The sequence below is a fragment of the Bacillus sp. VT 712 genome, from assembly GCF_001614195.1.
In the GTDB taxonomy this organism is placed as follows: Bacteria; Bacillota; Bacilli; order Bacillales; family Bacillaceae_H; genus Priestia; species Priestia flexa.
In genome coordinates this window covers 88,969-112,714 of record NZ_LWBK01000001.1, presented here as the reverse complement: position 1 = coordinate 112,714, position 23,746 = coordinate 88,969, and the positions used below count along the sequence as shown (strand labels likewise).

22 protein-coding genes and 1 riboswitch are annotated in these 23,746 nt (G+C 38.7%); of the genes, 5 read left to right on the top strand and 17 right to left on the bottom strand.

The window, feature by feature from the left end:
• The first annotated feature begins 116 nt into the window (after positions 1–116).
• On the top strand, positions 117–758 hold the full coding sequence (locus A2U94_RS00560; protein WP_138116876.1) for a BMQ_0737 family morphogenetic spore coat protein: 642 nt from the start codon (positions 117–119) through the stop codon (positions 756–758).
• 43 nt (positions 759–801) lie between these two features.
• On the opposite strand, the gene A2U94_RS00555 is transcribed toward A2U94_RS00560, so the two are convergent.
• Entirely contained in the window at positions 802–1,515 is a 714-nt protein-coding gene (locus A2U94_RS00555; RefSeq protein ID WP_025910249.1) for a glycosyltransferase, read from the bottom strand.
• A gap of 175 nt (positions 1,516–1,690) precedes the next feature.
• On the opposite strand from A2U94_RS00555, the gene A2U94_RS22215 reads away from it, so the two are divergent.
• Positions 1,691–3,418 (top strand): glycosyltransferase, encoded by a 1,728-nt coding sequence (locus A2U94_RS22215; protein WP_081801875.1) that lies wholly within the window; start codon positions 1,691–1,693, stop codon positions 3,416–3,418.
• 46 nt (positions 3,419–3,464) lie between these two features.
• Here the strand turns inward: A2U94_RS22215 and A2U94_RS00545 are convergent, their stop codons facing one another.
• Positions 3,465–3,875 carry a hypothetical protein gene (locus A2U94_RS00545; protein WP_025910247.1) on the bottom strand — a complete coding sequence of 137 codons (411 nt, stop codon included), beginning with the start codon at positions 3,873–3,875 and terminating at the stop codon, positions 3,465–3,467.
• A gap of 155 nt (positions 3,876–4,030) precedes the next feature.
• Here A2U94_RS00545 and A2U94_RS21735 point away from each other — a divergent pair, with 155 nt between their 5' ends.
• Positions 4,031–5,827 (top strand): glycosyltransferase, encoded by a 1,797-nt coding sequence (locus A2U94_RS21735; protein WP_226372917.1) that lies wholly within the window; start codon positions 4,031–4,033, stop codon positions 5,825–5,827.
• 86 nt (positions 5,828–5,913) lie between these two features.
• On the opposite strand, the gene A2U94_RS00530 is transcribed toward A2U94_RS21735, so the two are convergent.
• The 7 genes from A2U94_RS00530 to wecB all read right to left on the bottom strand — a co-directional run bounded on the left by A2U94_RS00530 (position 5,914) and on the right by wecB (position 13,539).
• On the bottom strand, positions 5,914–6,756 hold the full coding sequence (locus A2U94_RS00530) for a sugar ABC transporter permease (protein ID WP_025910245.1): 843 nt from the start codon (positions 6,754–6,756) through the stop codon (positions 5,914–5,916).
• Between the two features lie 2 nt (positions 6,757–6,758).
• Positions 6,759–8,069, bottom strand: a complete 1,311-nt coding sequence (locus A2U94_RS00525) for a carbohydrate ABC transporter permease (RefSeq protein WP_025910244.1) — start codon at positions 8,067–8,069, stop codon at positions 6,759–6,761.
• Between the two features lie 130 nt (positions 8,070–8,199).
• Positions 8,200–9,471: a sugar ABC transporter substrate-binding protein gene (locus A2U94_RS00520; protein WP_025910242.1), complete on the bottom strand. Its 1,272-nt coding sequence runs from the start codon at positions 9,469–9,471 to the stop codon at positions 8,200–8,202.
• Positions 9,472–9,753: 282 nt separating this feature from the next.
• Positions 9,754–10,659 (bottom strand): NAD-dependent epimerase/dehydratase family protein, encoded by a 906-nt coding sequence (locus tag A2U94_RS00515; protein WP_051567154.1) that lies wholly within the window; start codon positions 10,657–10,659, stop codon positions 9,754–9,756.
• Positions 10,641–11,468 carry a dTDP-4-dehydrorhamnose reductase family protein gene (locus A2U94_RS00510; protein ID WP_025910098.1) on the bottom strand — a complete coding sequence of 276 codons (828 nt, stop codon included), beginning with the start codon at positions 11,466–11,468 and terminating at the stop codon, positions 10,641–10,643. Before A2U94_RS00510 ends, A2U94_RS00515 begins: the two co-directional genes overlap by 19 nt.
• Positions 11,469–12,455, bottom strand: coding sequence for a polysaccharide biosynthesis protein (locus A2U94_RS00505; RefSeq protein WP_025910097.1), 987 nt, complete (start codon positions 12,453–12,455; stop codon positions 11,469–11,471).
• The gene (wecB, locus tag A2U94_RS00500) at positions 12,448–13,539 is read right to left on the bottom strand and encodes a non-hydrolyzing UDP-N-acetylglucosamine 2-epimerase (protein WP_025910095.1); all 1,092 of its coding nucleotides are present in this window, start codon (positions 13,537–13,539) and stop codon (positions 12,448–12,450) included. The genes A2U94_RS00505 and wecB overlap by 8 nt, the downstream gene beginning before the upstream one ends.
• Positions 13,540–13,765: 226 nt before the next feature.
• On the opposite strand from wecB, the gene A2U94_RS00495 reads away from it, so the two are divergent.
• Positions 13,766–15,013: a glycosyltransferase family 2 protein gene (locus A2U94_RS00495; protein WP_025910094.1), complete on the top strand. Its 1,248-nt coding sequence runs from the start codon at positions 13,766–13,768 to the stop codon at positions 15,011–15,013.
• A gap of 1 nt (position 15,014) precedes the next feature.
• Here the strand turns inward: A2U94_RS00495 and A2U94_RS00490 are convergent, their stop codons facing one another.
• From A2U94_RS00490 to A2U94_RS00480, 3 genes are all read right to left on the bottom strand, one after another.
• Entirely contained in the window at positions 15,015–15,218 is a 204-nt protein-coding gene (locus tag A2U94_RS00490) for a hypothetical protein (protein ID WP_025910093.1), read from the bottom strand.
• A gap of 20 nt (positions 15,219–15,238) precedes the next feature.
• Positions 15,239–15,508 (bottom strand): hypothetical protein, encoded by a 270-nt coding sequence (locus A2U94_RS00485; RefSeq protein ID WP_025910092.1) that lies wholly within the window; start codon positions 15,506–15,508, stop codon positions 15,239–15,241.
• Between the two features lie 189 nt (positions 15,509–15,697).
• Complete coding sequence (locus A2U94_RS00480; RefSeq protein ID WP_025910091.1) at positions 15,698–16,840, bottom strand: acyl-CoA dehydrogenase family protein; 1,143 nt, start codon at positions 16,838–16,840, stop codon at positions 15,698–15,700.
• 275 nt (positions 16,841–17,115) lie between these two features.
• On the opposite strand from A2U94_RS00480, the gene A2U94_RS00475 reads away from it, so the two are divergent.
• Complete coding sequence (locus A2U94_RS00475; RefSeq protein ID WP_025910089.1) at positions 17,116–17,595, top strand: Hsp20/alpha crystallin family protein; 480 nt, start codon at positions 17,116–17,118, stop codon at positions 17,593–17,595.
• Between the two features lie 32 nt (positions 17,596–17,627).
• Here the strand turns inward: A2U94_RS00475 and A2U94_RS00470 are convergent, their stop codons facing one another.
• The 5 genes from A2U94_RS00470 to A2U94_RS00450 all read right to left on the bottom strand — a co-directional run bounded on the left by A2U94_RS00470 (position 17,628) and on the right by A2U94_RS00450 (position 23,564).
• A complete protein-coding gene (locus A2U94_RS00470; protein ID WP_025910087.1) occupies positions 17,628–18,902 on the bottom strand; it encodes an ABC transporter ATP-binding protein in 1,275 nt (424 codons plus the stop codon).
• The gene (locus A2U94_RS00465) at positions 18,899–19,948 is read right to left on the bottom strand and encodes a FecCD family ABC transporter permease (RefSeq protein ID WP_025910086.1); all 1,050 of its coding nucleotides are present in this window, start codon (positions 19,946–19,948) and stop codon (positions 18,899–18,901) included. Before A2U94_RS00465 ends, A2U94_RS00470 begins: the two co-directional genes overlap by 4 nt.
• Before the next feature lie 99 nt (positions 19,949–20,047).
• The gene (locus A2U94_RS00460) at positions 20,048–21,538 is read right to left on the bottom strand and encodes a cobyric acid synthase (protein ID WP_025910084.1); all 1,491 of its coding nucleotides are present in this window, start codon (positions 21,536–21,538) and stop codon (positions 20,048–20,050) included.
• Between the two features lie 107 nt (positions 21,539–21,645).
• Positions 21,646–21,830, bottom strand: a riboswitch (cobalamin riboswitch).
• Positions 21,829–23,289, bottom strand: a complete 1,461-nt coding sequence (gene panF / locus A2U94_RS00455) for a sodium/pantothenate symporter (protein WP_025910083.1) — start codon at positions 23,287–23,289, stop codon at positions 21,829–21,831. (Overlaps the previous riboswitch by 2 nt.)
• Entirely contained in the window at positions 23,286–23,564 is a 279-nt protein-coding gene (locus tag A2U94_RS00450) for a YhdT family protein (RefSeq protein ID WP_025910081.1), read from the bottom strand. The genes panF and A2U94_RS00450 overlap by 4 nt, the downstream gene beginning before the upstream one ends.
• Positions 23,565–23,746: the final 182 nt, after the last annotated feature.

Here is a 23,746-nt window from a genome sequence, read left to right as displayed (position 1 = left end):
GTATATAACCCCTTTTTACAAAATGTTCCTAAAATGCATAAAAAACTAAGACGTTTACCTAACACACTTTCTATAGGAACTTGAGTATACTAACTCATAGATTCTACTAGAAAGGAATGAATATAACAGTGTCATCCTCTCACCAAACTCATTGTGTAAATGCATTTCACCTTTATGATTGGGTACAAAAAAAGTACGAGGGTGAGCTAGACGTCTTCAAAAGCGATGGAACCGATGAAATTATTAACGGCATTAATTTATGCGAACTTCTGTTACAGCGCAATCGCTTTTTTATTGAAGCTATGATTGTAGATGAAAATGGATGTCCAACCTCACCAGAACGAGGCATTACTACGACTGAACTAACCAACTCAATGATGCGTACGAAAAAGAAAGTAAATGACGAAGATAATTGCTCCTCTCTTTATCGGGCAGTCATGCAAAAACAAGGACGTTATGTGCTTAAGCTAGTTGATCAAACAACTGGTCAAATTTGTCGATCTAACCCCATTCCCTTTACCATTCAAGAAACCGTATACCTTTATGCACCGACAGGTACAACTGTTCAAAGTGACGTGACAAGCGTCGAGTTTACCGTAACTCCTTCATGCATAAACCGTGAGCAAGAGCTTCGCGTAGAAGTAAGCATTTGTCAAAACGTAACAAGTGGTTGCAGTAAAACCATCCAACTCGAAGGTGCTTACATTCATCCAAGAGAAGAGCTTCAATCCAGTCATTGTAAACATAGCCACTATTAACATAATTAAAAGCACTGTTTCGGACTCTGAAACAGTGCTCTTTTTATCTAGCTTGTTCTTGTGCAATCACTTGCTGTATGGAATCTTTATGAGCAGCTTTCACACGTTTTACTTCCTTTTTAATAGTTCGCGCATGCTGCATAGTTCCCATCTTCTCATGAATTCTATAGTATAGAAGCGGCTCATCAATATAGTAAACAGAAAACTGTTCGATAATTCTCAGCCACATATCATAATCATGCGTATACGGTAAGGTTTCATCAAATATCCCTACCCGGTCGAATACTTCTTTTTTAATCATAACGCTACAGCCGTTAATAAAATTACCTTTGCTCATCTCTTTTAGTATCTGAAGTCGAGTAGGGTAGTAAATACCGATTCCTCTAGACGTAATTGCCCCTGCCTTATTAATTAAATGATAATTTGTATAGGAAAAAGATGCGTTAGTTTTAAGCATGTATGCCAGCTGATTTTCAATTTTATTTGTGGAGTACATATCATCTGAACTTAACCAACAAATATAATCTCCGGTCGCACGACTCAGCCCCATATTTAATGCGCTAGCCGTCCCTCCGTTTCCCTTTTCAATGTAAATGATTCGATCTAAGTAAGGGGTAATTTTCTCATAGTGTTCAGTGGACCCATCGTTGATTACAATAACTTCAATGTGTGGATACGTTTGCTTAAACACACTATCAAGTGCTTGATCGATGTAGGCACAGTTATAAAAAGGGATAATAATTGATACTTTTTTCACTATCTAAACTCCTCCTTTCCATTAACGTATGAACCAATACTAAATCCGTGCTTATTGAGAGTTTTTATGTCAAATGAACATAAACGCCCCCTCTAACATATATGTATGAAATAGCATGAATGAAATGGAAACGTATGCTTATATGTAAAATTTAAAAAAGAGGAGGTCCTTTCCAATGCTTCACTCTTCTTACGCATCATTTTCAGGTAGTGAACAACTTAAAGCAGACCCACCGACTTCTGTTCCTATTTCGAATACATTTACGATTGAATTTTGGGTACGCCCTTCAAAGGAACAGTTTCTTGAAAACGAGGCTCGCTCAGGTATCTCTACCTTTAAAAACCAGCCGTTTGTCATTGCGCCTGATGATGACCAAGTTCTCAACAATACTGAAGCGTCCGTTGCCATTTCCGTTGGAACGAACGGCATCTCTATTTATGAAGTGGGGAAAAATCATTTTACACCAACGCTTGTCTTTCCTTCTGTAGTGGAAGAATGGACGCACCTTGCACTCGTTTATCACAATCGTATTCCTTCTCTGTATATAAATGGAAAATTTGTCAAAAAAGGAATTTTAAGCCGTCGAAGAAAAATCGTTCCACATTTTTGTTTCGGTGGCCATTCTTCATATGGCTACTTCCAAGGTGATTTACAAGAGGTTAGGCTTTGGAACATCGTACGAACAGAACCGTTTATCCAAGCCTTTTTCAAAAAAACCATTGAACATGTAGAAGATCATATGATTAGGTACTGGCCACTTTGTAAAGAAACAACTGCTCAGCCTGTCATTAAAGCATCCTTTCCTACTACAGTAACACCCGTAGACTCAGATAGAAAAAAACTATTATTTACGTTTTATATTCCAAGCGGTGGCGTTGAAACGCTAAATCGACAGCGCTTTTACGCTTTGTCTGAATCAGATATCCAATGTGATTTTTTATATACGCAGTCTGGAACTGGTCTGCAAAACAAAGTAACCGCTTCTGTCTTTGTAACAAATGAAGATGTAAAAATAAAAGAAATTATTTCAAAAGGAAGCTATGACGCTATTATTGTTAATACAGATTATCTTCTTTTAAAAAGGTTGAGACATTTAGGTTATAAGGGGCATTTGATTTATGAAGTGCAAGGATTAGGAACGGATAAAGAGTACACAAATGCTTATTTGAAAGGGCATGCGCATTCTTATATTAAAAACTATAGCGATGCCATTCTATATCCTAACACCCCTCATCTTATCAATGCTTTTCAGCAATATTTCTCTTCAAAATCACAGTTTTGCTTTCATAACTGTTTTGATACAAAGCAATTTCATTATCAACCGCTACCAAAGCATCCTACACCAATTATCGGATGGGTAGGAAGGATTGAGGATAATAAAAATTGGCGTGATTTCCTTCGCATTGGAGCTGATATTATAAAACATTCTTCTGATATCAAGCTTTGGATGTTCGAAGACAATACGCTTTCAACTCCAACTGAACGTGAAGCGTTTGAGCGTTTGCTTGACCAGCTCAACCTTAGAAGTCATTTAACTATTTACGCCAATCAACCTCATGCCAAAATGGCAGAGTATTTTTCAACCATTGGGGATTCTGGAGGATTTTTATGCTCAACTTCTAAAGTAGAAGGTTTCGGCTATGCTGTATTAGAAGCCATGGTATGTAGATGCCCCGTTTTATCAACGGATTCTGACGGTGTCAAAAGCTTTATTATTCATAATCAAACAGGAAAATTTTTCACCCTAGGTAATATTGAGGAAGCAGTCAGAGAAGGCATCGAGCTTCTTACTGATAAAGCTTTGCGTGAAACTATCCGAAATCAAGGTATTACGCATATTATTCAGCATTTTTCACCGCAGGAATATGCAGTTCACTTTAAACAAATGCTCTCTCAGCTTTAAAAAACCCCTTCTGTCCGCTAAATGTTAACGAATAGAAAGGTTCATATTATGAAACAGGGCCAATTGTAGTTCCAGTAAACGTTAGAGGACCGGTAACACGAGCTTGTGTTAGGAGCGGATTTAACAACTCAGCAGTAATCGTGTACGCATGATAGCCAACAGGAGCATTTGCATCTACAATTTGAAATGTAGCAAGTCGAATTTCATTTACTGCCAGCGTGCTTACCTGAACAGATCCGATAATACCACCGTCACGTAACACATTAACTAAGATGTTTGGTAACCCTAAGAAAGAGCGAATACCAACGGTCCCTTCTAACAAAACATTGGAACTAGAACGAGGAACAGCTAGTCCGAATTCAGCTAAAACAACAGTTCCGCTAGTCGGAATGACTCGATCTAAACTATTGTTAAAGTTACTTGGCACGCTTGCACTAAAGTCATCAATAGGTCTCAATTTATTCTCTCCCTAAATTGGAATATACTTACATTTTATTATATGAATTTTGTCTAAAAGTGCTTGGACAATAAAACTATTTTTCAACTGTTTTATTCTTTCAAATTTTATAACAAGCCTTTCATTTTAAGCATGAAAGAAAGAAGGGATTTAAAATGGAAAAAGTATCAATTATTATTCCTTTTTATAATTGTTCCTATGTTAATCAAGCAATTGAAAGCGCACTTGGACAAACGTACCCAAACATCGAAGTGGTTGTAGTAAATGACGGATCAACGATGCATACTGAAAAAATCACGCCTTATTTAAATCAAATTCGCTATGTAGAAAAGCAAAACGGAGGAACTGCCAGCGCTTTAAACATGGGTATTCAGCACGCAACGGGCGAATATTTTGCATGGCTTAGCTCGGATGATTTGTTTGTTCATGATAAAGTAGAAAAGCAGCTAAACTTTATGAAAGCACATAACGCTTATATTAGTCATTCAAACTATGCACTTATTAATAACAACAGTGAAGTAACTGTGCCTTTAGCCGGTGTTTATTTTGACCGCAAGCTAGATTTTATTGAACACCTTCAAATTGGGTGTAGCATTAACGGCTGTACAATCATGATGAAAATGGAGGTATTCACTACGCTTGGCTTATTTAATGAAGCTCTTCGATTTACCCAAGATTATGATTACTGGCTGCGCTGCGTTCCTGCTTATGAGTTTTATTACCTTAATGAACCGCTTGTTCACTACCGCGTGCATGATGAGATGGGAACAAAAAAACATACGTCGGAAATTGATCTTGAAGTAAAAGCAGTTCAAGAAGCTCATCGTCCCGTGTTAGCCAACATGGTAAATCTTGAAAAGAATTCATCTGCTCAGGCTAACTCTTTAACAACTCAATCTTTAAATACGCCTTTAAACATTACGTTTCCTATTTTAACGCTGTGCAAAGGTGGCGCTCAGCGCATGCTTGCTGATATTAGTAACGGCCTTGTTGATTTAGGGCATAATGTAACCATTTTAATGCCTCCACAAGGTGACATAGAGTATGACGTAAAAGCAAAGATTACAAGGACTCCTGGTGCTGTGATAACGGAGCAAGACTATCCCAACAGTGACTTAATTATCTCAAACTTCTACTCAACCGTTCCGTCTGCTGCAGCTGCAAGCGCTCAAGGAAAAGGCGTTCACGCGCGCTTTAGCTTATGCTACGAGCCCGTGTTTCTTCCTGAACAAAGCGTTTCTTTTCAGTCTTACAATACAACACCCTATTTGCTTGTCATCTCACGGTATCAGCAAGAATTAATCTCGTTACTTCATGGGATTAAAGGTGAACATATTCCTATTTATGTCAACCCTAACTTTTCAAAGCTTTCACTCTCTAATAAAAGAAAACCGTTCACCATCTCTGCTATTGTGAGAATACCAGAAGGCGGATATTCTTGGCAGCGGGATCAGGATTATTTAATTGAGCAACTAAAGGTTGTCAAAAAACAGTTTCCAAGTGTACGAATTAACCTGATTTGTCCACCAAATGAGTTTGCTCAGTCTCCTACTCTACAAGACTTGCGAAATAAGGAAGGCTTTTTATTTTATTCTCCAAAAGATGACTATGAACTGTGCGCTTATTACAACCGAGCAGATATTTTTGTTACTTCGTCCATTTATGAAACAGCTGTTTTACCTGGGCTTGAAGCAATGAAATGTGGTGCTGCAATCGTATGTGTCTATGCAGGTGGGAATACCGAATACGGTCGTCATGAAGAAACCTGCTTAATGTCTTATCGCTATGAAAATCGACTTGGGAAAGATATTGGCCGCTTAATTCAAGATTCTGCCCTACTTGCGAAGTTAAAAGTTAACGGACAGCAAGAAGCTGAAAAGTGGCAGCTCTCAAACAGCATCGCAGCGTTTGAAAAAGCATGCTATTCCTTTTTACAAGATGCACACAAATAAACAGGCACATTTCACTGTGCCTGTTTATTTGTGTTGATGTTCATATAAGGAAGCTGTGCATTCCTATACGATTAAGATTCATATAATTATCCCTTTGTCCCTCCGGCTGTTAAGCCTGAGATAAAGTACTTTTGACAAACTAGGAATAAAAGAGCAATCGGAACGGCAATGAGTACAGACCCTGCCGCAAAAGCTGTAAACTGATTTCCGAATTGTCTTGAAATCATATCATATAAACCAACTGCCAGCGTGTAATTTTCGCCTGAACGAAGCAATACCTTTGCTAAAATGAAATCTCCAAACGGAGCTGTAAACGTAAATAATGCAATAACAGCAATGATTGGTTTGGCTAATGGCATAACGATTTGGAAAAAGATACGAAGATGCCCAGCTCCGTCCATCTTTGCGGACTCATCTAGCTCTTTTGGAATCGTATCTAAATACCCTTTCATTAACCATGTATTCATTGGAATAGCTCCACCTACATAGATTAAAATTAACCCAAGGTGTGTATCAATTAACTTTGTAACCGTCGCAAGCACAAAAATAGCAATTAATGCTGCAAAGTTTGGAATCATTTGTAACACCAAAAACGTTAATAATCCATTTTTTCTTCCAACAAATCGATAGCGAGAAAATGAATAGGCAGTTAGGCTAACTAAAATAAGAGATAAAATCATTGTTGAGATACTAATTTTCAACGAGTTCGCATACCAAATTAAATAATTACTTTGGCTCGTATCAAATAGAGCTGCATAGTGCTTGAACGTAGCATTTTCCGGAAACATTTTTGAACCAGACAGGCTATCTCCGGGATTTAAAGACGAACCAATAATCCAAAGAATTGGATATAAGATAATGGCAAACATAACTAGTACAACTGCGTATGATAAAGTGAGACGAATGGTTTTTTTTGTTTTTATACTCATAGTTACATCATATCCTCTTCTTGGAATGATTTTGTGCGCTTAAATTGCCATAGCGCCACAGTGATAACAATCACTGACAATAACATTGTAATGGCTGCAGCTTTTCCATATTGCTGAGTCGTCATCGTCAGCTTATAAATCCATGATATTAGAATATCTGTACTTCCAGCTGTTTGACCTGATACCGCAGGTCCACCAGCATTAAATAAGTAAATCACGTTAAAGTTGTTAAAGTTAAACGTGTACTGGGTAATTAAAATTGGTGCCGTTGCAAAAAGAACAAGCGGTAACGTAATTTTCATGAATTTTTGAACAGCCGTTGCCCCATCTACAGTTGCCGCTTCGTACAACTCCTCTGGAATTGATTGAAGCACACCTGTTGTCATCGCGAAGATAAATGGAAATCCTAACCATGTCTGGATCATAATTAAAGCCACTCGGCTCCAAAGCGGTTCCGTCATCCAATTTATTCCTTCAATTCCTAAAAAAGCGAGGATGTCATTATTAATCGCTCCGAAGGTCTCGTTAAACATTCCTGCAAACACTAGGATGGAAACAAAGCCTGGTACTGCCCAAGGTAAAATAAATACAGTACGAATAATTGCTTTCCCTTTTAAATCTTTTTGATTAATTAAAATCGCTAAAAAGATGCCCAATGCTACTTGAAGGGTTGTTGCGCCAAATGTCCAAATTAACGTCCATGCAAACACGCTGATAAACGTTTCTCGCCAAATTGGCACCGTTGCCATATCAATAAAGTTCTTAAATCCTACCCAATCGACAAGCTTTGCTGGCGGTGAGTGGTAGAGATCATAGTTTGTAAATGCTAATAAAATAACAAACAAAATTGGAAAAATGACAACAAAAACAAGAAGAACAAAACCTGGTGAAATCATGAGATACGGAAATCCGTTATCTAGTAAATTGTGATATTGCTCTTTTACCGTACTGATACGTAGTCCTAAATCACGCTTCTCTCCGTTTTTATAGGCATCACGTAAGTTAAAAACATAAAACCCGAGTGCAAACACGAGTAAAATAACGGACAAGATTCCGTATACTAGCAAAAAGATTGAATGGTCTCGCGGCAGCACTTCACCAAGTGTCACAAGTCCCCATAAACCAATGTTCAAAAAATCTTTAAATACAACAACGAAGGAAATAGTAAGTAAAAGAAACAACATTCCTTTTAGAATTTGACGATTATATAGCTGACCTAACCCGGGGATGATTGATAATCCTAACGCTATTTTACGATGGTTGCTACCTTGAAATGTTTGCTCGGGCTGATTTTCAGCATGTTTTAGCTCCATGTATGGCCTCTCCTTTTCATTCTAAATAAGCAAAATAGTAAGTCTTTTCATAGCGCAAACGCTTGCCTTATTAGTAAGGAAAGAGTACCCCTGAAGAATCAAAGGTACTTCTTTCCTTAAACAGATTGATTTATTTACCGCTGTGGTTTGCTTTGATGTTTTCTTCAATTGTTTTACGTGCTTCATCTAGAGCTTTTTTAGAATCTGCTTTACCCGTGATAACGGTTTGAACTGCGCTTTGCATTGGAGGCCAAACTTCTGACATTTCAGGAATTGACGGCATCGGTACTGCATCTTGAGATTGCATAGCAACTGCAGAAGCTAACTCATTGTCTTTAATAATTGGATCTTCAAGCAATGCTGTATTTGGTGGAATTTCTTGTGTTAACTCAAAGCGTTTCTTTGCATTCTCATCGTTTGTGATATGGTCAATAAATTTTTCAGCCCATTCTTTATTAGTTGAGAATGATGTAACGTTCCAACCTTTTACACCCATAAACGTTTTAACTGGTTCACCGTTTGGTAACTTTGGCATTGGAGCGGCACCAATATCAATTCCCGCTGCTTTATAGCCTTGGAAAGACCATGCACCATTCATAACAGAAGCTACTTTACCTTCGTTAAATAGACCGTCTAATGCGCTACCACCATTTTCTCCAATAATACCATTCGGTAACAGCTTGTCTTGGTACCAAGTGTTGATGTAGTCAACTGCTTCAACTGCTTCAGCATTGTTGACACCCAAGTCTTTTGTATCAAATGAACCGTCTTTTTCACCGAATACGTAACCACCGTAACCACTTAGGAAACCATGTGCAAAGTAATAGTTATCCAGTAGCGCTAAAAAGCCATACTTCCCGTCTTTTGTGAAGTCTTCTGAAAAGGCTTTAAGTTCGTCCATTGTTTTTGGAGCCTCTTTCATAAACGCTTTATTATACACAAGTACTGGCGTTTCCGTTGCTTTTGGTAAACCGTAAAGCTTGCCGTCAAACGTCATTGCATCAATTGATGATTCACTAAAGCGAGATGTTGTCTCATCTGAAGTAGTTGTCAACTCTGCAAGCAACCCTTTTGTAACAGCTGGACCGATGTTATCATGAGGAATTGTTACAACGTCTGGAGCTGTTCCGGCAGGCCCGTCCAATGCTAGCTGCTCCTGAATTTTTGTTGTTTCTACTTCTTTATACTCAATTTTAATACCATGTTCTTTTTCAAAACTTTTAATTGCATAGTCTAGTGCTGGTCCTTTATCTTTATCTTCCCAAACAACTAGCTTTTCTGGTTTTTCTCCCCCACTCCCAGATCCTGGTGTCGTGCTTGTTGCGCCTTCTTCTGGACCACATGCTGCTAACATACCTACTGTTAGAGCTGAAGTCATGAAAACTGATAACGCTTTCTTCATTTTAACCCCTCCGTTGACCTATTATGTTTGACTTGTGCAACCGCTTGTACAACTCCCTAAAAATAGAACGCTTTCATTTTATAGCGAAAGCGTTTGCACAATCTACAATCTCTATTATACTTATAATCAACCATTTGACAACTACTCTTTTTCATATTTTTATGGAAAACCAAACTTTATTTTCAATATTGATTATTTACACTCCCCTCCTTATAAAAAGAAAAGCTGCCTTTTTAGACAGCTTTCTTTTGTTTATTGATTTATATGAAAACGTGTACTACTTTAATCCTTGGTTTGTCGATGAAATGTCAGAATATCTAAAAGCGATTTCTCAAGCGAATAGTTTGGTTTCCAGCCTATAAGTTGAAGGGGTGACGTATCTGGTATTAAGAAAGGTTCACTGTTCGCTTCATCATTCGTAATCTGGAAATCTACGTGAGCAAGCGTTCTCAGCATAGAGGCAACTTCTTTTAATGAATAGCAGACAGAGGAGGCGATTTCATAAACTGCCTTCCTTTGACCAAATAAGAATAAATGTTCATATGCTGCAACAGCGTCTCTCACATCAATAAAATTGCGCCTGGCTTCTAAATTGCTAATGTGAAGCTCTTTCTTTTCATCGCCTTTTTCCATAGCAGCAATTTTTTTGGCAAAAATCGAACAAACACCGTTGGAATGCCCAGGTCCAATTAAATTTGAAGGCTTTGCAATAACCACATCGAGATTATAGAGCTTTGCCCATGCCTCTGAGACTAGAATCTGCATCGTTTTTGAAAAGCTATATGGATGAGTCAGTGTTGAACTATCTGAAGGATTATACTGGAGCGCGGATCCGGCTACTACAATTCGAGCAGTAGGCACTTTTTTTCTCACTGCTTCTAATAAATGAAGCGTTCCAATTACATTGCTGTTAACGTAAGATAAAGGCTGTTCCCATGAGCTACCGACATGATTTTGACCAGCAAGGTGGAGAATATAATGAGGATTTGCGTCTTCAACGAGCTTCATGACCTGGTCTTCGTTTTCTAAATCACAGCTAACTACGCTTGCACCTTCACAAGACATTTCCTTGCGCATTGCAGCAGTTACTTCATAGTCTTTTTTCATAAAATGCACGACTGCGTGCTTCCCTGTAAAACCGCTTGCTCCGGTAATAAGGATGCGCTTTCTCATTGCTTTTGAATCCAATCTTTCATCTCTTCCAGCATGACTCGGTAAGTAGGCGGCGTGTAAATATGGTCTATTCGCGTATTTTTAATGGTGCGATCCAACACAAATACTTCATCTTCTTCAATCGTAACATCATCTTTTTGAAACACTTCTTTCATGAGCTGAAGAAGGTCGAATTTGGAAATTTTCGGCTCGGTTGCAAGATGATAAAGTCCCGTCACGTCCTGTTGAATAAACACTTCAATTGCCTTAGCAAGCTCTATTGTTGTGACACCGTTCCATAGCGCTCGCTTATAGCCTTTGATTTTTCCAGTTTGCTTCATAAACCATAGAAATAGGCCAATTCCGTCGGTTTTTAACTCAGGTCCAATGATTGAAGTTCGAACCGTTAGGTGCTTATCGCTAATAATTTCACCTAACTGCTTGGATTGAGCATAAATGGATGTCCCGTCAGGAGCATCACTTTCCGTATAGTTGCCTTTGTCCCCTAAAAAGACGCAATCTGTACTAATATGAATAAGCTTCCCTTGGTAGCGCTCCGTTAATTTTACAAGCTGATGAGGAAGAACGCTATTAACGTGGAAAGCAAGTTTACTATGCTGCTCCGCATGATGATTTAAAATACCAATACAGTTAATCGTAATATCCGGCTTTTCTTGTTCCATTAACTTTTCAAGATCAGTTGCGTTTGTTACATCAACATACAATCCTTCTTTATCATCTAAATCCCTTGATGTATAGACTACTTCGTACTGAGGTTTTTGCTTAAAATAAGAAGTGATAACGTGACCAGCCATTCCTTTTCCACCAAGGATTAGTATTTTCATTTAGATAAACCGTCCTTTCTCTAACATCTCTTTAATTTCTTCCTTCGTCATTAACTCTTTGCTAGAATTATAGTTCACAAGGTTCACAGGCTTAAAGTTTGCATAATGCTTTTTTAGACCTGGAATATGAATTGGCGGTAAGATGACAAAATATTCTTCATCATAAGCAATCGTTGTTGTGCTTTCGTATTCCGACAGAAGCAATTCGTGAATTTTTTCACCAGGACGAATGCCTAGTATTTCGATATCGACATTTTCTTTGTTTGAAGCATCAATTAACACATAAGCAAGGTCAATGATTTTGCATGTTGGCATTTTCATAACGAAAATCTCACCGCCAAGGCTTTCAAATGTTGCTTTAAAGACAAGCTTGATTGCATCTTCTAGCGTTAAGAAAAAGCGCGTCATGTCTAAATCAGTAATTCCTACTTTTCCTTTTTCTTGAATTTGCTTTTTAAATACGTGAATAACGCTTCCGTTTGTTCCAAGTACGTTTCCACCGCGAATGCATACAAATTTTGTCTTCGTGTTTAGTGTATTCGCATGAATAATTAAACGTTCGCCCATGGCCTTTGAAAGCCCATAGAAATTCGATGGATTCGCCGCTTTATCAGTTGAAATGTAAATTACGCGCTTCACATTACAAATGATGGCTGCGTCAATAACGTTTTGCGTACCGTGTACGTTTGTTTTTAATGCTTCTAACGGCTGATCTTCACAGACGGGAACATGTTTTAAAGCTGCAAGATGAAACACATAATCCACGCCTTGGCATGCTTCAATCAATGAATCTTTTTCTTTAATATCCCCTATTAAAAATTGAAGCTTTGGATCGTTGTCAAACTCTTGCTTCATTGTAAATTGACTGGATTCATTGCGTGAAATAATTCTAATTTCCTTTGGGTCAAGCGTTAATAACTGCCTTACTAATTCGTATCCCCATGAGCCTGTGCCACCTGTAACTAAAATCGTTTGGTTTTTAAACACTGTTAAGACCTCCTAAAATTACTTTTATTACTTTATCTGAAACATCCGGATGATCGTAGCCTTCCGGGTAAGACCATCTATTTGACTGATTTACCATGACTTTGACGCAGTTTACAATTTGATCCCCGTTTAAGCCTGATAGCATGTTGCTTCCACAATCAATCGTTTCAGGACGTTCTGTTGTTTTTCGAACCGTTACTGTTGGAACATGAAACAAGCAACATTCTTCCTGAACGGTACCGCTATCTGTTAAAACACAAAGCGCATTTTTTTCAAGCTTCACAAAGTCAAAAAAGCCGAATGGTTCATGAAACTCAACAAGTGGATGAATTTGAAGAGAAGGATGCTTATCAATGCGTGATTTTGTTCGTGGATGAATGCTGCAAATCATACGTTTTTGAAATGATTCGGCCACTTTATTAAGACCATTCATAATTTCAACTAAACGGTCTTCATAATCAACATTTTCAGCACGATGTATCGTGACTAAGAAATAATCATTTTTTTTGATGCTTAGTGCTTCTAAAATAGAACTTGCGTTAATTTGAGGAGCGTAATGGTTTAACACTTCAAAAATAGGATTTCCAGAAACCACAATTCGGTTCTTTGGAACACCTTCTCGAATAAGATTTTCTTTACTTTGAGGAGTATAAGGAAGGTTAATGCTTGAAATGGCGTCAATTACTTTTCTATTCTTTTCCTCGGGTACTTCGAGATCAAAGCAACGATTTCCAGCTTCCATATGCATCACTGTAATTCCCATACGTTCTGCTAGAATTGCACTTAGTCCGCTATTTGTATCACCCAACACCAAAACTTTATCAGGCTTTTCTTTCAAAAAAATTGCTTCTAACTGAGCATACATTGTTGAAAGTTGCTGTCCTAACGTGGCTTGCTGATTAGCAAGCACGTAGTTTGGCTTTCTAACCTGTAACTCTTGAAAAAATACGTCGCTAAGGGAAGCGGTAAAATTTTGACCTGTATGAACTAAAATATGCTTAGTTGCATAGCGGTCTAATTTGTCAATAATCAAACTTAGACGTATAATTTCAGGCCTCGTACCTAAAATGGTCATCACTTTCATTCTCTACACATCCTATACATAGTTTAGACTCCGTCTTTGCTGTATCCTCTTATTACTCTATGCCGGGAAGTAAGACTTGCTATAGGCTAGATTATTATCTTTATGCTATTAACCTACCTCTCAACATTAATCCAAACCTCATAGAATATATATACCTTGTATGCATGGAAATTTTTAAAAAAACTAGCGTTCAGCCTATAATTGACTAAGTTAAAAGGAGAGTATTATGACAAATATGCACATTTTTCTTTTTGGGCATGAAAGTCCGCATGTAATTCAGCAGCTTTTAGCCAAACTGAGCGACGGTGCGTCGGTTACCGTCATTGCCAAGTCAGAAGTTCTGCAATTGATTCCGCACCACGCGGATACTATATCTCTTTCTAGTTGTATAGGAAGCGAGCTTAACAAAAGAGTTCAACGTTTAAATAAGGAGCACGTATTGTTTTTATTTAAAGGAGACGACCTAAACCTTCCGCTTTTAAAAAAGCAAACGCTAGATAAAATGAAGCTATACACTTATCCATTAACAGATGAAGAGTTAAAACTACCTCTGTTTTTTAAAAGCGCCGATTTGAAATTATTTCCATTTCCTGAAATACACGCATTTCCTTTTGTTGAAGCGATGTTTGCATATTGGGTACGCACCCTTCCTTCAGATCAATGCATACCTGTGGATACAAAAAAAGCGGTGAAAATGGGAATTCAAAAAGAAACCCGCCTTGCTTCTGCTTTTTTAGAAACTAGCCAACTCTATCAGTTTACTACTGAGCATAAAGCCAGCTCTCCTCTATCAATTATGCTAGCAGCTTATAACGCAAAGCCATTTATTCATACAGCCGTTTCTTCATGCTTCATTCAAAGCGTTTCTTTTCAAAAGAAACAACTTTTTGTAGTTGACGATGGCTCTACGGATGGAACTGCTGAAGACTTAGCTTTTCTTCAATCACAGCTAGGCTTTCAGCTCATTCAAAAAGAAAATGGAGGAAAAGCACGCGCTCTAAACACCCTTCTACCTTTAGTTGATACAGAATTCGTACTAGAGCTTGATGCAGACGACTGGCTTGATCCCAACGCTTTATCAGTTATTTCAAATCACTTACCTTCTATTCCTTCAGACGCTGCTATTTTGTATGGAAATTTACGAAGGTGGAAAGAAACACCACACAATGGATTAAAGCCAATGGGTGTTGTGCACGGACGGTCCATTCGCTCAAAAAATGAGCTTTTAGGCTACGCATTTCCGATGGGGCCACGCATTTATCGTACGTCTTTTCTAAAAGCAATTGGAGGATTTCCCGTTCTTTCTTTTTTAGATGGGCGTATGTACGAAGATGTCAGCGTCTTAAATGAGCTAATGAAGCGCTATTCGGTATGCTACCGAGATTTCACTGTATACAACGTTCGTGATCACGTAAAAAGCATCACAAAAAAAAATCACTCCAATTGGAGCGATTTCATTAAAAATTTAGATTAGTTTAGACAGTGAAGAAACGAATTGTGTTAATAGAAGTTAGGGCAACAAATACAGGCGTAGCACCATACCCCATCGATTCAACAACCGTGACATGATCAGGACCAACAAGCGTAATAACTCCATCAATGATTCGGTTATCTAATCCAATTTCAGCTCGCTGACCAATATATCTTGCCAATTGAGAAAGTAATAAGCTTTCAAACATACCATTATTCCTCCTTTTAATTAAAGTGGTGTTACCGTTTCAATTTGAGAAACTAAAACGAATGTTACGGATAAATCGTCTTCAACAACAACTACATAGTCTGTACCTACAAATGATAAAACACCTGTAATTGTTGGTTCGATACCTGATGAAATTTCTAATGTTACGCGCTCATTTACTAGCGTTAATAAAGTACCTAAAAGTGGTGTTGGGGCAGTAGGTGGTTCAACAGGCTCCGGAATTGTTCCTCCATTACAGCAAATAGCACGAAGTGCAACTGCTCTTTTCATAAAAAATCGTCTCCTTTCATCTCTTGATATTCAGCAAAAAACCTTGGCTTTTTCACTAAATATTCTCTACAGTCTATGTAGCTTAAACATGTTATGCATAGATGCTTGACCTATAAAAATAAATATTTGTAAAAAAACGGCAAGAGCGGATGTTTACTTAATTCCACTCTTGCCGTTTTCTTAGTATGATTATTTAAACGCTTGTTTTGCTAAATTAATGAGCGTCATATCGTCCATCGGCGGGTTATGAAGACCCGCTCGCACGTCACGATAATAGCGCTGAAGAGGATTTTGTCGCTGCAAGCTGCGTGCACCAACAATTCGCATTGCTTTGTCTACTACCTGAAATGCACTATTTGTGACCACATGCTTTACAGCAGCTAATTCTCCTGCCAATTCTTCACGCTTTTGTCCTTCATCCCATTTGCGCGCAACGCTATACATGAAGTGACGTGCTTTCATAAGCTCAAGCTCAATTTCTCCCATTTGCATTTGCACATTTGGAAGTTCACTGATTGTTCCTTCTATACTATTTGGTGAGTAGGTTTTAGCAAACTCTACTGCGTAGTCTCTCGCTGCGATAGCAATGCCAATGTAGCATGCTGGAATATGCAATAACCATCCGTTTGCGCCAGGCTTTTTACTACCACCAATATATTCAGCTAAATATTCTTTGAGAATCCAAACGTCTTCCAGCACTAAGTCATGACTTCCAGTTCCTCTCATTGCAATCATATCCCATGTTTCTTCAATCGAAAGTCCGGGGGTATCTCTTGGGATAATAAACTGTGCTACCTGATTTGCTTCTGGCACAAAAGCTTTAACTAAAAAATAATCCAGTACAGGTGACATCGTTGTAAACGTTTTTCGGCCATTTAACACCCAGCCATCTTTTGTACGCTCTGCTTTGGTTTCAGGAAGGCCTCCTCTCGTAGGGCTCCCTGTTTTCGGTTCCGTTGCCGCACTGTTAACAAGCGCTCCTTTTTGAATTTTTTCAAATAAAAATTCAAGCGTTTCTGGCTTCCACGGCTGCTTATCACGAAGATCCATCGTAATGCCCATATGCCAGCCAATGCTTAACGCCGTGGACGAATCACCTTGAGCAATTAACTCCTGATACAATAGAAAGTCATACAGAGATAAGTTTTCCCCTCCATTCGCTTCACTTAATGACCATGTTGTGTAACCAACATTTTTTAAGTCTTCAATGTTTTGGAAGGGAAAGCTACTTTTTTCATCAATTTCTTGAGCACGCTCTTTAAAAGCTGGAATGAGAGCTGCAAGCTTTTGGTACGATTCTTTGTTTGAATCCGTGATAAATGAATTGTGCACTATCAACCGCTCCTTTTTCACTAAATCTCTACTACGCCCATCGGTTTAATACTTATTATCATAGCACATCTATTTTCTATGATGCACTTTGGATGCTCATTATTACGAAAAGAAGTATAAGCACCTATTAGGCATTTGTAACATATGTATAATTAATCCTCTCTCTCAATCGCTTTTTCCAAATATGGAAAAGGCGATTTCATTTGTGATATGCACCTATTTTTATTGCATTCATAAGCTACATAAACGGCATTTGTCGCTAAAGGAGGTTCGCTATGTTTCCGTTTGGAAAATCACCTTTTAAAGAAAATGGATTTGGAAAGATGAATATGAAAGATATCGATCAATATGTACAGCAAGTGTTATCCAACGCAATGGGTCAGTCTTTTCCACAATATATGAAAGAAAACGACTTCTTTAAGCAAGCACATCAAATGTACCATCAGCCGCTTTCTTCTGAGCAACAGCGAAGTTCATTAACATCAAACGTCTTTCAAACGCACGATGAATGTATCGTCCAACTTTCTTTTCCAACACCTAATAAAATTGAAGAAGTCAAGGTTGCCTATACACCTTACTCATGTACGATTACGGGTACGTATGATGGTGAAGATTTCACAGAAGAGTGTCAACTTCCTTGTACGGTCAGCCGAAAAGGAAGTAAAGCTACGTGCAGAAACGGCATTCTTGAAGTCAAGCTCATAAAGTATACAAATTTACCTGAAACAGAAATTGATGTTCATCGCTTCGACTAAAAATGCTCGCTGTTTACACGGCGAGCATTTTTTCATTGCATAACAAGCTGATATTTATCAACTTCTCGTTTTATAATAGCTTTAATTTTTTTAGCATCTACTGCTTTTGTATCCGTATTTCTAACAGCACAAGCTGCAAAATTCCCTCGATTGATTCCCAACCCTCCAAGCTGAGCACTTACTTCCATTGCTGTTTCTAAAAGTGATTCATCTTTAAGAGGCATATCCGTAACAACTACGACGTTCACCTGTTCCTTACTTTTTGTAAACAAGAATAGCCACGTATATACTCCATCTTCGTAAAATGAAATTCGTGTAAAGCGATGATCGATCCCAGACCACGAAAGTAAATCGCTGCTTTTCTCTTCGTCTGTGTACTGAACGATTTGCTTACACCAATGGATACCCTTTCCGCTATCTCCCGTAGAAAGGGTGCGCAGGGAATGTTCAAAGCTTACTGACAGACAACGTTCATTTTCTATGAGCGTATATAAGTTGGAAAAAGCTTGTAGTACCTTCTCTTCTTTCGGGGGGACATATGCAAGCTGCCTTTTATGGACTCCAGGATGATAAAGTACGTGTAAATCAACTCCATAGACGTGCTGAAGAGTTTGCTGGTCACTAAAAATCTCTTCAATACCTCTTGCATAAACCTCTCCATCTTTTAACAAGATGGCGTCATCAGCAAATAGTGCTGCAATGTTTAAATCATGTAAAATCGCCACAATGGTTAAGTTTTCTTCTCGCTGCAGCTCTTTTAATAAATGCAGCAGTTCCATTGCGTGCTTTACGTCTAGATGATTTGTCGGTTCATCTAACAACAAATATTCAGGTTCTTGCGCTAAAGATTTAGCTAAAAGAACACGCTGTTTTTCCCCACCGCTTAAAGCATTGAATGAGTGATGACGATATCGCCACACATCCGTTCTTTTCATCACTCTTTCAATCACTTCTTTATCATAAGATGATTCATTATTTAAAAACCGTTTCGTTTGGAAAGGATAGCGACCAAGCGCCACAATTTCACGAACGGTAAACTCTAGACCGATTTGGTTTTCCTGCGTCATAACCGCTATTTTTTGCGCTAACTGCGTAGCTGAATAGGAGGAAATTGACTTTTGTTCTAACTTAATTTCTCCTGCTGTTAGCGGTAGCACGCCCATCATCAAGCGAATAAGCGTGGTCTTTCCGCTCCCGTTTGGTCCAAGAAGCGTGCAAAATGAGCCTTTTTCCACGGTGAAAGCTACGCTTTTTACAGTAGGCTTATGCTTTTTATACCCACCAGTTACGTTACAAACCTCAATCATTCAATCCCTCTTTTCCTAATCCTTTCTTTAATAAGCAACAGCGTAAAAATAGGTGAGCCGATGAGCGCAGTTACCACACCAATTGGAAGCTCCTGTGGGTTTAGAATGGTTCGTGCTACAAGGTCTGCCAACACAAGATAGCTTCCTCCAATCAGAATAGAAAGAGGAAGCACATGCTTGTGGTTTGCACCTACCACCAACCTTACTAAGTGAGGAATGACAAGTCCAACAAAGCCGATTGCTCCAGAGACAGATACGGATGCACCTGTCAAAATAGCTGCCGATACCAAAATGATACGCTTTCTGCTTTTTACGTTAATTCCCATAAACTGTGCAGACTGATCGCCAAACGCAAAGCCATTTAGCTCGCGGGTATTCGCAAGTAAGCCGACCGTACCGATGATGAAAAACGGGAGTAAAAGCTGAACATGTCCCCAACCTCTCATTGACACACTTCCCATCAGCCAATACAAAATTTCACGCACTCCTTGCTCTGATGATAATGCAACCATAAGAGAAATCATAGCGCTCATGAACGATGACAAAATAATACCTGCTAAAATAATAGTTTCGTTAGCTAATGTCCCGCTCGCTAACTTTGTAATACCAAATACGAGTAAAAGCGTTAAAAAGCCAGATACAATCCCAATAATCGGTAGCGTATAGGTATGCATCCCAAATAGCTGCCAGTTAAAAAAGATAGCAAGCACCGTGCCAAGAGTGGCTCCAGAAGACACCCCGATGGTATACGGGTCCGCTAATGAGTTTCGAAGCAAGCCTTGAAAAGCTGCCCCCGCAATGGCAAGAGCTGCTCCAACTAAAAAGGCAACGACTACGCGTGGAAATCGAATTTCCCAAATAATGAGCTCCATGTTACTGGGGCCATGATATAAAGATAATCCAGACATGTTTTGAACAATAATTTTAATAACGTCTGTAACGGTTAAAGACACGGTACCTACAAAAACACCAGTAATAACTGTAGTTAAAACAAGGATTATACTAAAGACATAAAATAAGACAATTTTGTTTGCGATTTTTTTCATCTTGCATCAACTCCCTCTATCGGAAACCGAGGGCCGGGATTTTAACCTTTTTGTAAAGAATCTTTTACAGATAGCACGCCCCAACCGTTTGATAGTGAATTACTTTTTATATTCACTCATGATTTCATAAATTTGTTTCATATCAATTGCTTTTCGTACATGTGCAGCCAGCTTTTGAAAAGACTCTTCCTTTCGCGCCCTACTATTAAACGTTTTCTTAATCGGCACTAATCCTTTTTGCTGTCGAATATCGTTTAAATATGCACGTCGAAAGCCATCATTATGAAAAACATCATGTATGTATGTACCAATGACGCGACCAAAAACTGCTCCTTCTTTTATACCATTTAGCTCAGCAAAATGTACAGTTGGCTTGGTAGACGTTGTTTCGCCCATATGAATTTCGTAACCTTCAATTTGATAGGACTCATCGTGTAAAATAGCCCTTCCCGTTACCCGTTCTGTTCGCTTCTTTGTTTTCATTACAGTTTCAATAGGTAAAAGACCTAGCCCTTTAACAGATTTTTGGGTTGATTCCACTTCATTTGGGTCACTTATCACTTCACCTAAAATTTGATACCCACCGCAGATTCCAGCAATATCCACCTTATTCTTCTTTGTCAAAATAGCTTCTGCTAAGCCCGTTTCATACAAGTACTTTGCGTCTTCTAACGTATTCTTGCTCCCAGGTAAAATGATTAAATCAGGCGTTCCAAGCTGAGAAGGTTTTGTCACAAGCCTTACGTGGCAATCATCTTCAAAACGAATAGGATCTAGATCTGTAAAGTTCGACATGCGAGGATAAGAAATAACGGCAACATCAAGTTCTTTAGCTGGATTTGGAAGAGTAGGGTACGTAGTTAAAGCAAGTGAATCTTCTGCATCAATCTCCACATCATCCAGATAAGGAACGACGCCTAGAACAGGAAGTCCCGTATACTCTTCAAACCAATCAAGCCCTGGTTGCAACAGCGACAAGTCACCTCGAAATTTATTAATAATCACACCTACCACTTTTGACTTATGCTCTTTTGGAAGCAGCTGAATTGTTCCTACTAAGCTAGCAAAAACGCCTCCCTTATCGATATCTCCTACTAAAATAACGGGAGACTGTGCAATATCAGCCACTCGCATATTCACAAGTTCACGGTCGTTTAAGTTAATTTCAGCAGGACTCCCTGCTCCTTCAATGACAATATGCTCGTACTCAGAAGCAAGCTCTTCATACGCTTTGGTGATAATCTCACGTCCGGTTTCAAAGAAATCTTTCCTATACTCGTACGCATACATATTTTGCAAAGGAACACCATGAACGACGACCTGCGCCTCATACTCTCTTGTCGGTTTGATTAAAACCGGATTCATATTGGTCGTTGCTTCCACTCCAGCAGCTTCAGCTTGAATTCCTTGAGCACGTCCAATCTCTTTTCCATCCTTTGTAATATAAGAGTTAAGTGCCATATTTTGTGATTTAAACGGCGCTGTTTTGAAACCATCTTCTGCAAAAATTCGGCAAAAAGCAGTTGTAAGTAAACTTTTTCCAGCGTCCGAGTGCGTTCCTTGAATCATAAGAGGAATTGCTTTTTTCATCTGTATCACGCCTTTCATAGCAAAAAGCCTTGGCTAAAAACCAAGGCTTCATGACAACATCTTCATTCTTTTGATGTGCACGTCACCTATTTTCCCCGCCGAAAAATAAGAGTTAATGTTTAAAAGCAGGTCTCCTGGCTTGTGCTTCACTTTACTTCTGCACCTTCCTAGCTCATTGCTAGCGGTTTGTTGCAGGTTCATCCACACTTACAGTAGCGGGGGCTGCATCGGATTTCCACCGATTTCTCTATTATCCTTAAACGCATAAGGCACTTTTAAAACATAATCGTTTATAAATATTTTTTTCGAAGCTGTTCTTGTAGGTTCTTTGTTTTTGATTGTGTCATTATACTTGCAGTTACAAAAACCAATAAAGACAGAACAACGGGAAGCACAACCGTATGCATGCCAAATGGGTTAGGAGCGTATGTGTGAATTAAAATATACACTAAAAGCCCCGTCACCATTCCCGAAATTGCTCCATATTTATTTCCTTTTGTCCAATATAATCCTAACACAATTGGCCAAATAAATACTGCTTCAAGTCCACCGAATGAAAATAAGTTAAACCAAATGAGTAAATCAGGTGGGTTAATAGCAAACAAAAATACTAAAATTCCAATAATCATTGTTGTTAAGAAGCTCCATCTTTTCACCTGCTGCTCTTTTGCTTTCGGATTAACGTAGTTTAAATACAAATCTTTTACAATAGCAGAGCTAATGATTAATAAAATAGAGTCTACCGTCGACATAATGGCTGCCATCGGCGCAGCAAGTACAACTCCTGCTAACCAAGGTGGTAATACTTCAAGAGTTAACGTCGGCATCACAGTGTCTCCCACTTCAATTCCTGGAATTACAGCACGAGCAAACACACCAATAAGATGCATCCCTAACATAATCACACCAACTACTACCGTACCGATAAGCATGGCTTGATGCATCGCTTTCGAGTTTTTATAAGACATCGCTCGAACGGCCACCTGTGGCAGTCCCACAACTCCTACTCCAACTAAAATCCAAAATGATGACACATAAAGCGGTGTTAATGAACGATCTGCTCCGTACGGGCTCACAAGATTTGGATTTTCATTCACTAAGTCTTTCATGATTGCTTCGACACCGCCGCCAGCATAAATAGTAGCAATTAGTAAAATAATCGTCCCTACAAGCATTACAATTCCCTGCAGGGCATCGGTTAGTACGACAGCACGAAACCCACCAATTGATACATAAACAAGTACGGTGACTGCAAAGATGACAAGCGCACTTTTGTATGAAATGCCTACAAAACCTTCAATTAATCTAGCTCCTCCAACCCACTGAGCAGCTAAAGAAGCAAATAGAAAAAGGACAATGCTTACAGCAGAAACAATCACAACAATATTGCTTTCATATCGCTTTTTCAAAAAATCAACAAGCGTAACGGCATTCATCTTTCGCGAAACAATGGCGAATTTTTTGCCAAGAGTTGTGAGAACAAAGTAACCTGTTACAACTTGAATCACGGACAATAGTACCCAAGCAAGTCCGGTTTGATATGCTGTACCAGGACCACCAATAAAGCTGCTCGCACTTCCGTACGTCGCGACCATCGTCATGGCAAGAACAAACCCTCCAAGCTCTCTGCTTCCTAGAAAATAATCATTAATAAATGAACTTGCCGTGCTTGTTTTTTTAGCGGTAATAAAGCCAATCGCAAAAATTAATAGAACAAACACAACAAGAGGAACAACAACAGCCCAGTTCATTCGCTCTCACCTCTTTCTTCATCTTCTAAAGGAAGATCTGAAAAGAAAAAGCGAACAATAATCCAGACCAGTAAAATAATGAGCGGGATTCCAAGTATGCAGCTATAAAAAAACCAGGCCGGAAACCCCAATATGTATGTATACTCTGATACGGGCTTTGAACCAAGTCCGTACGCAAAACCAAACCACCATGCAAAGTGGAAAAGAGCCAGACCGATACCGATTAAAGCTTCTTTATGTGCGATTCGATAACGCCAATCGGCTTTTTTCTTCATGTTCGTTCTCTCCTTCTTTGAAATGTTGCAGAAGATGTGCATAATGATTATAACGTTCCAAAACATATGAAGCTATCCCTTTTGCTAAATTCATGACATTTTTTCCTATTTACCGCTTAAATATTAAATAAATACTACTTTTTATACCAATTACTGCATTATACTAAATAGGAATAAACGAT

Bases quoted from the DNA above. Each gene is read 5' to 3' on its own strand.
- A2U94_RS00560 (WP_138116876.1), top strand. From the start codon at position 117: ATGAATATAACAGTGTCATCCTCTCACCAAACTCATTGTGTAAATGCA.
- A2U94_RS22215 (WP_081801875.1), top strand. From the start codon at position 1,691: ATGCTTCACTCTTCTTACGCATCATTTTCAGGTAGTGAACAACTTAAA.
- A2U94_RS21735 (WP_226372917.1), top strand. From the start codon at position 4,031: ATGGAAAAAGTATCAATTATTATTCCTTTTTATAATTGTTCCTATGTT.
- A2U94_RS00530 (WP_025910245.1), bottom strand. From the start codon at position 6,756: ATGAGTATAAAAACAAAAAAAACCATTCGTCTCACTTTATCATACGCA.
- A2U94_RS00525 (WP_025910244.1), bottom strand. From the start codon at position 8,069: ATGGAGCTAAAACATGCTGAAAATCAGCCCGAGCAAACATTTCAAGGT.
- A2U94_RS00520 (WP_025910242.1), bottom strand. From the start codon at position 9,471: ATGAAGAAAGCGTTATCAGTTTTCATGACTTCAGCTCTAACAGTAGGT.
- A2U94_RS00510 (WP_025910098.1), bottom strand. From the start codon at position 11,468: ATGAAAATACTAATCCTTGGTGGAAAAGGAATGGCTGGTCACGTTATC.
- wecB (WP_025910095.1), bottom strand. From the start codon at position 13,539: ATGAAAGTGATGACCATTTTAGGTACGAGGCCTGAAATTATACGTCTA.
- A2U94_RS00495 (WP_025910094.1), top strand. From the start codon at position 13,766: ATGACAAATATGCACATTTTTCTTTTTGGGCATGAAAGTCCGCATGTA.
- A2U94_RS00490 (WP_025910093.1), bottom strand. From the start codon at position 15,218: ATGTTTGAAAGCTTATTACTTTCTCAATTGGCAAGATATATTGGTCAG.
- A2U94_RS00485 (WP_025910092.1), bottom strand. From the start codon at position 15,508: ATGAAAAGAGCAGTTGCACTTCGTGCTATTTGCTGTAATGGAGGAACA.
- A2U94_RS00475 (WP_025910089.1), top strand. From the start codon at position 17,116: ATGTTTCCGTTTGGAAAATCACCTTTTAAAGAAAATGGATTTGGAAAG.
- A2U94_RS00470 (WP_025910087.1), bottom strand. From the start codon at position 18,902: ATGATTGAGGTTTGTAACGTAACTGGTGGGTATAAAAAGCATAAGCCT.
- A2U94_RS00465 (WP_025910086.1), bottom strand. From the start codon at position 19,948: ATGAAAAAAATCGCAAACAAAATTGTCTTATTTTATGTCTTTAGTATA.
- A2U94_RS00460 (WP_025910084.1), bottom strand. From the start codon at position 21,538: ATGAAAAAAGCAATTCCTCTTATGATTCAAGGAACGCACTCGGACGCT.
- panF (WP_025910083.1), bottom strand. From the start codon at position 23,289: ATGAACTGGGCTGTTGTTGTTCCTCTTGTTGTGTTTGTTCTATTAATT.
- A2U94_RS00450 (WP_025910081.1), bottom strand. From the start codon at position 23,564: ATGAAGAAAAAAGCCGATTGGCGTTATCGAATCGCACATAAAGAAGCT.